10 protein-coding genes are annotated in these 8,378 nt (G+C 67.4%); 4 read left to right on the top strand and 6 right to left on the bottom strand.

Annotated features, from left to right (window positions below; all coding sequences use genetic code 11):
• On the bottom strand, window positions 1–235 hold a 235-nt coding region (locus KBZ15_RS13280; protein ID WP_255015681.1), incomplete at its 3' end, for a ribose-phosphate pyrophosphokinase-like domain-containing protein.
• Window positions 236–303: 68 nt separating this feature from the next.
• Here KBZ15_RS13280 and KBZ15_RS13275 point away from each other — a divergent pair.
• A complete protein-coding gene (locus KBZ15_RS13275) occupies window positions 304–816 on the top strand; it encodes a hypothetical protein (protein WP_255015679.1) in 513 nt (170 codons plus the stop codon).
• Between the two features lie 12 nt (window positions 817–828).
• Here KBZ15_RS13275 and KBZ15_RS13270 read toward each other — a convergent pair whose 3' ends face one another.
• On the bottom strand, window positions 829–1,794 hold the full coding sequence (locus tag KBZ15_RS13270; protein WP_255015678.1) for an LCP family protein: 966 nt from the start codon (window positions 1,792–1,794) through the stop codon (window positions 829–831).
• 92 nt (window positions 1,795–1,886) lie between these two features.
• Between KBZ15_RS13270 and KBZ15_RS13265 the strand changes: the two genes are divergently transcribed.
• Window positions 1,887–3,083 (top strand): Coenzyme F420 hydrogenase/dehydrogenase, beta subunit C-terminal domain, encoded by a 1,197-nt coding sequence (locus tag KBZ15_RS13265; RefSeq protein WP_255015685.1) that lies wholly within the window; start codon window positions 1,887–1,889, stop codon window positions 3,081–3,083.
• Window positions 3,080–4,591 (top strand): 4-alpha-glucanotransferase, encoded by a 1,512-nt coding sequence (gene malQ, locus KBZ15_RS13260; protein ID WP_255015677.1) that lies wholly within the window; start codon window positions 3,080–3,082, stop codon window positions 4,589–4,591. The genes KBZ15_RS13265 and malQ overlap by 4 nt, the downstream gene beginning before the upstream one ends.
• On the opposite strand, the gene KBZ15_RS13255 is transcribed toward malQ, so the two are convergent.
• Complete coding sequence (locus KBZ15_RS13255; RefSeq protein ID WP_255015676.1) at window positions 4,573–5,211, bottom strand: helix-turn-helix transcriptional regulator; 639 nt, start codon at window positions 5,209–5,211, stop codon at window positions 4,573–4,575. The two genes, malQ and KBZ15_RS13255, sit on opposite strands and share 19 nt — an antisense overlap.
• A 14-nt stretch (window positions 5,212–5,225) precedes the next feature.
• Window positions 5,226–5,963 (bottom strand): pseudouridine synthase, encoded by a 738-nt coding sequence (locus tag KBZ15_RS13250; RefSeq protein WP_255015682.1) that lies wholly within the window; start codon window positions 5,961–5,963, stop codon window positions 5,226–5,228.
• Window positions 5,964–6,049: 86 nt separating this feature from the next.
• On the opposite strand from KBZ15_RS13250, the gene KBZ15_RS13245 reads away from it, so the two are divergent.
• Window positions 6,050–7,024, top strand: coding sequence for an RpoD/SigA family RNA polymerase sigma factor (locus tag KBZ15_RS13245; RefSeq protein ID WP_255015675.1), 975 nt, complete (start codon window positions 6,050–6,052; stop codon window positions 7,022–7,024).
• 37 nt (window positions 7,025–7,061) lie between these two features.
• On the opposite strand, the gene KBZ15_RS13240 is transcribed toward KBZ15_RS13245, so the two are convergent.
• Both KBZ15_RS13240 and KBZ15_RS13235 read right to left on the bottom strand, forming a co-directional pair.
• Window positions 7,062–7,763 carry a hypothetical protein gene (locus tag KBZ15_RS13240; protein WP_254930791.1) on the bottom strand — a complete coding sequence of 234 codons (702 nt, stop codon included), beginning with the start codon at window positions 7,761–7,763 and terminating at the stop codon, window positions 7,062–7,064.
• 22 nt (window positions 7,764–7,785) lie between these two features.
• Window positions 7,786–8,250 carry a hypothetical protein gene (locus KBZ15_RS13235; protein ID WP_255015674.1) on the bottom strand — a complete coding sequence of 155 codons (465 nt, stop codon included), beginning with the start codon at window positions 8,248–8,250 and terminating at the stop codon, window positions 7,786–7,788.
• Window positions 8,251–8,378: the final 128 nt, after the last annotated feature.

Raw genomic sequence — 8,378 nt, 5'->3', positions numbered from 1 at the left:
GGATCAGAAACACGTCGCAGCCGCGGATCGATTCCTGGATCTGGATGTAGAACTCGCCATCGGCGAAGCGTTTGATCACCCGGGGGCCGTCGGGAACCCCCAGGTAGGCGGCGATTTCCCGGGCCAGGGCCTGGTTGGAGTTGCCGCTGAACAGCCGCAACCGCCGGGTGTCATGGGTCGACTCGATCGGGCTGCCTTGGGGAGCGACGCGATCAGCGGTGAGGAAACTGGTCACGGCGAGCGCGCAAGCGTCGGCTGGCAGCTGATCGTAGAAGCGAGACTGGCTGCTGACTGCAAACAACCATGACGCTTTCCGTGCCTCGGTTGGACCAGCCCCTGGTGGTGGTTGCTGGCGGCGCGGCCATGGCGGTGACGGCACTGCAGCACAGGGCAGCACCGGCCCTGGCAACGGCCCTCGATCTGCCCTGGTGGGAGCCCCTCCGGCCTCAAAGCCCCCAGGGGGCCTTGGCGGCCCTGGCGGGCCGGGGCCCCGGCCTAGTGCCGCTGCCGATCGATCCGGGCCTGCCCCTGGAGGGGGGCGCGGGCCACTGGGCCGAGGCTCTCGGCGCCTGGCGCCAGCCGGCATTGCTGCTGCTGGCCGGGGAGCAGCTCAACAGTGGGCTGCCGGCAGCGATGACGGCCCTGCTGCTCCAGTGGCGAGTGCCCCTACTGGGGTTGGTGCAGGCCGATGGCCCCTGGGAAGCCCGCGCTCGCCGCGGGGATGGCCTGCCCTGGCTGGGGAACCTGGATGGGGCGGAGGGACTGGACCTGGCCCTGGCCCTGGAGCTGCGTTGGCGCCAGATCGGAGCCGACTGAGGCGCGAGGCGTCTAGGGAGTGGGGGCCACCGCTGGCCAGAGGGGCACCGCCGCGCCGGGGTCGATTTGCCGCAGGGGCGGCACACCTGGCGGGGCCGGTGCTGGCGGCGCCAAGGGCACGGCTGTGAATTGCACCGTTTCAGGTCGGCTGAGGCCGGCCGCCAGCAGGCTCAGGGTTTCCGCCTGGGTGAGGTTGGTGGCCATGCCCTCCCTGCTCAGAAATTGGCTCAGGCTGGTGAGCCGGCCCAGGTGCTCGGGCAGGGCCATTTCCCACACCAGAGCGCGCAGCACCAACTGGTGGTTTTCCTGGCGGCTTTGCTCTGGGCGGCTGGGATCGCGATAGCGCACCAGCTGCTCCACCTGGCTGCCCCGCAGCCGTTGCAGCCCACCCTGCAGATCGATCGTGAAGCCCTGGCTTTTGTCGCTGTAGCGAAGGGAGCGGGTGGGGTTGGCGGCGATGCTGCCAAGGCCATCCACCAGGCTGCGCAGGGTGGCTCGACCCAGCACCAGATAGCGATCTGGCACACCTGGCTCGAGCCCCACCAGGCTGCTCACCGCGTCGGCGATCAGGGCAGGGCCGCCCAGTCGGTAGAGGCTGCCGAGGCCCTGGGGACGGCTCTGGCCGGGGATCTGCACCGCCAAATTGGCAGGCAGGGTGAGCACCTGCAGCGGCCCCTGGGGATTGATCCGCAGCAGCAGCAGGGCATCGGCATTGGCGGGGCCAGGCGGGGCCGCCCGGTTGAGGGGATCGGCGGGGCGTTCGCTATCCAGGCCGATCACCAGCACGGTGACACTGCGGCTTGGGGCTTTGGCCAGGTCGGCTGGGGTGAGCTGCTGGACCAGTTGGCTGGAGCGGTCAGGTTCGGGCCAGATCCAGGCAAACAGGCCCAGCCCAACAGCCAGGCCAGCACCGGCCATGGCCAGTCGCAGCAGCACCGCTCCCAGGCGGCGCTTCGGCTGGTCTGAACTCTGAGCCATGGTCAGGCGGAGCGACGCCCACTTTGACCCACCCCCCTGCTGCCCGCACCCGATAGGTTGGGCCCCTGCTGATGCCCCAGGGCTGTCCGGTAATGGCTGTCAGTGCTCCCCATGAGCGGGCAAGGCCCCTGGCCAAGGGAAGTATCTATCCTGCCAAAGACCTGTGTAGCCAGTGCGGCCTCTGCGACAGCCGCTGGGTGGCCTACGTCAAGCAGAGCTGCGCCTTCCTGACCCAGCGCTTTGAGGCGATGGAAACGGAAGCCCACGGCCGCAGCCGCGACCTGGACAACGACGACGAGCTCTATTTCGGCGTGCAGCAGCGAATGCTCACGGCCCGGCTGCAGCGGCCCATAAAAGGAGCCCAATGGACGGGCATCGCCAGTCGCATCGGCGTACTTGCCCTGGAAACGGGCCTGGTGGATGGGGTGCTGTGTGTGGGCCAGAGCCCTGACGACCGCTTCACCCCCGTGCCCCAGCTGGCCCGCACCCCGGCCGAGGTGCTCGCCGCCCGGGTAAATAAGCCCACCCTCTCCCCCAATTTGGAGGTGCTCGAGCAGCTGCCCGGCAGCGGCATCCGCCGGCTCCTGGCCATCGGCGTGGGCTGCCAGATCCAGGCCCTGCGGGCCGTGCAGCCCACCCTGCCGCTCGAGCAGCTCTACGTGCTGGGCCTACCCTGCGTTGACAATGTGTCCCGTCAGGGGCTGCAGACCTTCCTGGAGAGCACGGTGAGCTCACCGCAGACGGTGGTGCACTACGAGTTCATGCAGGATTTCCGCATCCACTTCCGCCACAGCGACGGCCGCGAGGAAACCGTGCCGTTTTTCGGGCTCGACACCCCGAAGCTCAAGGACGTATTCGCGCCCAGCTGCCTGAGCTGCTTCGACTACACCAACGCCGGCGCCGACCTGGTGGTGGGCTACATGGGTGCGACCTTCGGGCGCCAATGGCTCACGGTGCGCAACCCCAAAGGCCAGCAGCTGCTGGAACTAGTGGAGGCGGAGCTGGATGTGGCTCCGGTGACCAGCAGTGGCAACCGCCAGGCGGCGGTGCAGCAGGGCATCGAGGCCTACGACAAGGCCGTGAAGCTGCCGCTCTGGTTGGCCCAGCTGATCGGCCTTGTGGTGGAGCGCTTCGGGCCGAAGGGCCTGGAATACGGCCGCTTCTCGATCGATTCCCACTTCACCCGCAACGCCCTCTGGTTGCGGCGCAACCACCCTGAAAAGCTGGAGGCCCACATCCCGGCCTTTGCCCAGAAGATCATCAGCCGCTACCGGCTGCCAAAAACATGAAGGTCCCCGACCTGCGTCGTGCCGGCGTACTGCTCCATCCCACGGCCCTGCCTGGCCCCGGGGGCTGCGGCAGCTTTGGCCAGGCCTGCCAGGACTGGCTGGCCCTGCTCGGCCGCCACGGCATCGGGGTTTGGCAGTTGCTGCCCCTGGCCCCCACCGACGGCACCGGCTCCCCCTACAGCTCCCCCAGTGGCTCGGCCCTCAACCCCTGGCTGCTCGACGGCGAGCAACTGGTACAGCAAGGCTTTTTGCAGTGGGCCGACCTGGAGATGCTGCCTGGGGCGGCCGCTGGGGCAGGCCGCCTGGATCTGGACGCCATGCCGGCCCGCAGCCAGGCCATGGGGGAAGCCCTGGCCCGCCGCTGGCCGGCGCAGCCGGCCGAGCAAAAGCAAGCCTTCGCCCGCTGGCGGCGGCGCCAGCGGGGCTGGTTGGCCGACCACGCCCTTTTCATGGTGATTCGGCGCCTCCAGGGGGGCCAGCCCTGGTGGCTGTGGCCCGAGCCCCTGGCCCGGCGTCAGGGCCTGGCCCTGCGCCGGATCGCGGCGCAGCAGGCCAGCGGGCTCCTGGCGGAAGAACTGCTCCAATGGCAACTCCAGCGCCAGTGGCTGCAGCTGCGCAAGCAGGCCGAGCGCTCTGGTGTGCAGGTGCTCGGTGACCTGCCCTTCTACGTGGCCCACGACAGCGCCGACGTGTGGGCCCACCCGGCCCTGTTTTCGTTGCAGGGCGATGGTCGTCTCACGGCCCAGAGTGGGGTGCCACCGGATTACTTCTCAGCGACGGGCCAGCTCTGGGGCACGCCGGTCTATCGCTGGCCCCTGCACCTGTTCACCGGCTTCCGCTGGTGGTTGGCCCGGCTTCAGCGTCAGTTTGAGCTGTTTGATCTATTGCGCCTCGACCACTTCCGCGCCCTGCAGGCCTTCTGGAGTGTGCCCGGCGATGCAACCACCGCCGAGCATGGCCATTGGGCCTGGTTTCCTGGCTGGCCCCTGCTGACCCTGCTCTGGTTGCGCCAGGGCATGAACCTGCCCCTGATAGCCGAAGATCTCGGCGTGATCACCCCAGCGGTGGAGGCCCTGCGCGACGGCTTCGGGCTGCCGGGCATGAAGATCCTCCAGTTTGCCTTCAACGGGGATTCGACCAACCCCTACCTGCCGGCCAACATCCAAGGCCCCCACTGGGTTGTGTACACGGGCACCCACGACAACGCCACCACGGTGGGCTGGTGGCAGAGCCTCGATGGAGACTCCCGCCAGAGGCTGGCCGAGGCGGTGGGGGCACCGATCACGGCACCGGCCTGGCAGCTGCTCGAGTTGGCCCTGGCAAGCCCGGCCAACCTGGCCGTAGTGCCGCTCCAGGATCTGCTGGAACTGGACGATCGGGCCCGCTTCAACACCCCCGGCACCAGCTCGGGCAACTGGACCTGGCGGCTGGAGCAGCCGATCGCCGACCTGGAGGGCAAGCTGCAGGGCTATGGGGAGATGGCCGCGCGCTACCAGCGCCGCAGCTGACTGGCCCCCTGGCCCCGGGCCGCCAGCTCCAGGGGCCGCAGGTCTGGATAGAGCTTGAGCAGGGTCTGCTCGGGACTGGGCGCTTTGACCTGCTCCTGCGGCGGCAGGGGGGGGATGGGTCGCAGGGCCAGCAGCCCCTGGGATGCAACCTTCTGCTGCTGGAGATTCAAGCCATAGACCAGGGCGAGGGTGAGCACCCCGTAGAGAACCGTGCCCTGCCAGGTGGTGAAGACATCGATGGAGCCTGGGGTGAAGCGCAGTGAATCCCCTTGCCGCTGCTGGCGGGCCTGCTGCTGGTTGCCCCTGGCCAACATCGGATCCAGGCAGCCGGAGGGCAGATCCAGGTGCCGTTCAATCAGCGGCAGCATCGTGCGCAGGTAGGTGGCCTCCGGCAAGCGATCGGGCCAGCCCCGCTCCAGGGCCTCCAGCACGGCCGCGCTGACCCGGGTATCGAGGGCCAGCTGCCGCAGGCTCAGACCCCGCTCCTCCCGCCGCTGCCGCAGCTGACGCCCGGCCGCCAGCAGGGGGTCGAGCTCGGGTTCGGGCGCAGCCGCTGGCTGGGAACGGGGTTTTCGCCCCAGCCAGCGGCCAAGGCGACCCCGCAGGCGCGTCGGTGGCAACTGGCTGGGCGGGTTCAGGAGGGGAATTTTAATGCCTGCCATTCCTGGTGATCGAGGCGGCGCCAGCCACCTTCCGGCAGGTCAGCCAGCCGCAGGGAACCGATCGCCCAGCGCTGTAGGTCCAGCACCGGATGGCCCAGAAGCGCTGCGGTGCGACGAATCTGGCGGTTGCGCCCCTCCCCCATAACCAGTTCCAGCTCGGTTGCCTGGCTGGTTTGCTGGCTGGTTTGCTGGATCAGACGCAGCCCGACGGGCTGGCTGGGCTGGCCGTCCAGGGGGACGCCGGCGGCCCAGCGCGCCAGGGCCTGGGCCGACGGCCGCCCCTCAACCCAGACCCGGTAGGTCTTGCGGTGGCCGTAGCGGGGATGGCTGAGCCGCAGGGTTAAATCGCCCTGATTACTGAGCAGCAGCGCGCCGCGGCTGTCGGCATCGAGGCGACCGACGGGATGGAGCCCCCGGCCCTGGCGCAGCTCGGCTGGCAGCAGCTCCAACACCGTGGGCCGGCCCCTGGGGTCCCGGCAGCTGCAGAGCACGCCAACGGGCTTGTTGACCAGTAGCAGCATGGGCTCCGGCCTGGCCGCCAGGGCCTGGCCCCGCACGCTGATCAGGTCGGAGGCGGGATCGGCCCGATCGCCGAGCTGGGCCAGGGCGCCATTGACCTGGACCAGACCCTGGCGCAGCAGGGTTTCGGCCTGGCGCCGCGAACAGAGGCCGGCGGCGGCCATCAGTTTCTGCAACCGTTCAGCGGCCAATTCACCCATGCATGGCTCCCATGCTGCCTCCCGGCGAAGGATGGTAGGGTTGCGAAACGAAAGAGTTTCGCAACCCTGATCAAGCCATGGCCGCATTAGAAGGCGATCTGGTGCGCAGCTACCTGCGTGACATCGGCCGGGTGCCGCTGCTGAGCCACGAGCAGGAGATCACCCTGGGCCGTCAGGTGCAGGAGTTGGTCGCCCTCGAGGAGCTGGAGCTGGAGCTGGAAAGCCGCCTGGGCGCCAAGCCCAGCCAGGCCGAGCTGGCCCAGGCCGCCGGTCTGAGTGCACCCCTGCTCAAGAAGCGGCTGCAGGCGGGCCGCCGGGCCAAGGAGCGGATGGTGGCGGCCAACCTGCGGCTGGTGGTGAGCGTGGCCAAGAAGTACACCCGCCGCAACATGGAGCTGCTGGATCTGATCCAGGAGGGCACGATCGGCCTGGTGCGGGGCGTCGAGAAGTTCGATCCCACCCGGGGCTACAAGTTTTCAACCTATGCCTACTGGTGGATTCGCCAGGGCATCACCCGGGCGATTGCCGAGAAGAGCCGCACGATCCGGCTGCCGATCCACATCACCGAAACGCTCAACAAGCTCAAGAAGGGCCAGCGGGAGTTGAGCCAGCTGCTGGGTCGCACCCCGACGGTGACCGAGCTGGCCGAAGCGGTTGAGCTGCCGGAGGAGGAGGTCAAAGACCTGCTCTGCCGGGCACGCCAGCCGGTGAGCCTGGAGACCAAGGTGGGCGACGGCGATGACACCGAACTGATCGACCTGCTGGCAGGCGATGGCGAACTGCCCGAGGAGCGGGTGGATGGGGAGTGCCTCAAGGGCGACCTGCGGGCCCTGCTGGAGCAGCTGCCGGAACTGCAGGGCCGGGTGCTGAAGATGCGCTACGGCATCCCCTGCGCCGACAACCCCGAGGGCGGCAACAGCGAACCGATGAGCCTGAGCACGATCGCCAAGGTGCTGGGCATGAGCCGCGACAAAACCCGCAATCTGGAGCGCAAGGCCCTTGATGGGGTGCGCGCCAATTCACCAATGCTGGAGGGCTACCTAGTCGCCTGATCTCGGTAGCCCGTCAACTGGTTAACCGATCAACCGATCAACTGGTGGCGCTCACGGAGCGGGCGATCAGCACGGTGAGCATCAGAATTGCCAGCAACACCTGCAATGACATCACCAACTTGGCCGTCCGTGACATCACCACTTCGGAAGTTGGGCCATAGGTGGAGTTGACATTCAGCGAGATAAACAGGTAGTCAATGATGTGGGGCTCGGGTGGAGCCTGCCCCTCCCGGTTCGGCCATATAAAGGCCCCGCCGGGGGTACTCACATCGAGGAAGATATACACAAACATAAACACCAGCACGCTTTCCATATACACGGCCGCCACATCCCAAAGCCCGCCCAGGCCGCCTCCCTGATGTTGATCTGCACTCGCCACCATCGATAACACGTTAGTTATCACCTGAACCATGGAAAACAGCAGGTAAACCAGGGCCCAGCGAAACAATTCGCGCTTCTGGCCGCGAAACAGGCTGATCGCCAGCCCCAGGGTAATGGCGACGAAGACAATGGTGCCTGCTAAATCAACTGAATGCACCAGATTATCTAGATCTGGGCTTATCAGTTTTCGGTTCTTGAGGTGGCCCACCAGCAGCAGATCCACCATCCAAACGCCCGTGGTGGAGGCGATAACGGCCAGCCGGCCCCCACCACGGGTGAGCCGATCGCGCAGCAGATCAGCTGGCCCCCCAGCTGCTTGTTGAGGCTCCAGGGAGCCCATTGGGTCACCCTTGGTCATCGGGCTAGACCTGCAATGGGTTTCAGAAGAACTGGTCGAAATTATCGAAGTCCACGGCACTGAATGTGCCATCCTCCACCTGGCCCATCAGCCGCTCCAGCTGCACCCATAGCGCTCCTGCAGTGGCGATCGAGAGCACAAACGACACCAGCAAGGCCACGCCTGCGGAGAAGCCGAACACCTGCAGGCTGCCACCGATGAACAGGGTGATGCCGATCACCACCCCGAAGTAGGGCAGGGTGATGGTGTAGCTGCCCAGGGGCAGCAGGGCCAGCCGATCCTGTTTCCAGCCTTCAAGCTTGTTTTCCACCAATTTGGCGAAGGTGAGGCCGCAGAGCACACCGATTGCCAAGCCCACCCCTGCCACTAGGTAGGGGGGCTGCATCACCACGGCGTATTCCAGCAGGTATTCGGCCGCATCCAGGTCGCCGTAGTCGCCCTGAGCCAGATCCAGGGCGGCCTCGCTGAGGTTGATCGGCGCGGGCATCAACGCAGCGAACACGGCGGCAGGAAAACGGCTGGGGAGACCCTAGCGGCGCTGCCCTCTCAGGGTCCCCAGCGCTGGGACCCCAGGAAGGTGAGCTCCACCAGATCGCTGGCCTGGTTGTCGCCAGG

The sequence above is a fragment of the Cyanobium sp. BA20m-p-22 genome (assembly GCF_024346275.1).
Classification (GTDB): Bacteria; Cyanobacteriota; Cyanobacteriia; order PCC-6307; family Cyanobiaceae; genus Cyanobium_A.
The sequence above is the reverse complement of the archived record's forward strand: the minus strand, read 5'-3'. Positions and strand labels throughout refer to the sequence as shown.

What these genes read in the sequence shown, in the direction of transcription:
- KBZ15_RS13275 (WP_255015679.1), top strand. Translation starts at nt 304, where the DNA reads ATGACGCTTTCCGTGCCTCGGTTGGACCAGCCCCTGGTGGTGGTTGCT.
- KBZ15_RS13270 (WP_255015678.1), bottom strand. Translation starts at nt 1,794, where the DNA reads ATGGCTCAGAGTTCAGACCAGCCGAAGCGCCGCCTGGGAGCGGTGCTG.
- KBZ15_RS13265 (WP_255015685.1), top strand. Translation starts at nt 1,887, where the DNA reads ATGGCTGTCAGTGCTCCCCATGAGCGGGCAAGGCCCCTGGCCAAGGGA.
- malQ (WP_255015677.1), top strand. Translation starts at nt 3,080, where the DNA reads ATGAAGGTCCCCGACCTGCGTCGTGCCGGCGTACTGCTCCATCCCACG.
- KBZ15_RS13245 (WP_255015675.1), top strand. Translation starts at nt 6,050, where the DNA reads ATGGCCGCATTAGAAGGCGATCTGGTGCGCAGCTACCTGCGTGACATC.
- KBZ15_RS13240 (WP_254930791.1), bottom strand. Translation starts at nt 7,763, where the DNA reads ATGACCAAGGGTGACCCAATGGGCTCCCTGGAGCCTCAACAAGCAGCT.
- KBZ15_RS13235 (WP_255015674.1), bottom strand. Translation starts at nt 8,250, where the DNA reads ATGCCCGCGCCGATCAACCTCAGCGAGGCCGCCCTGGATCTGGCTCAG.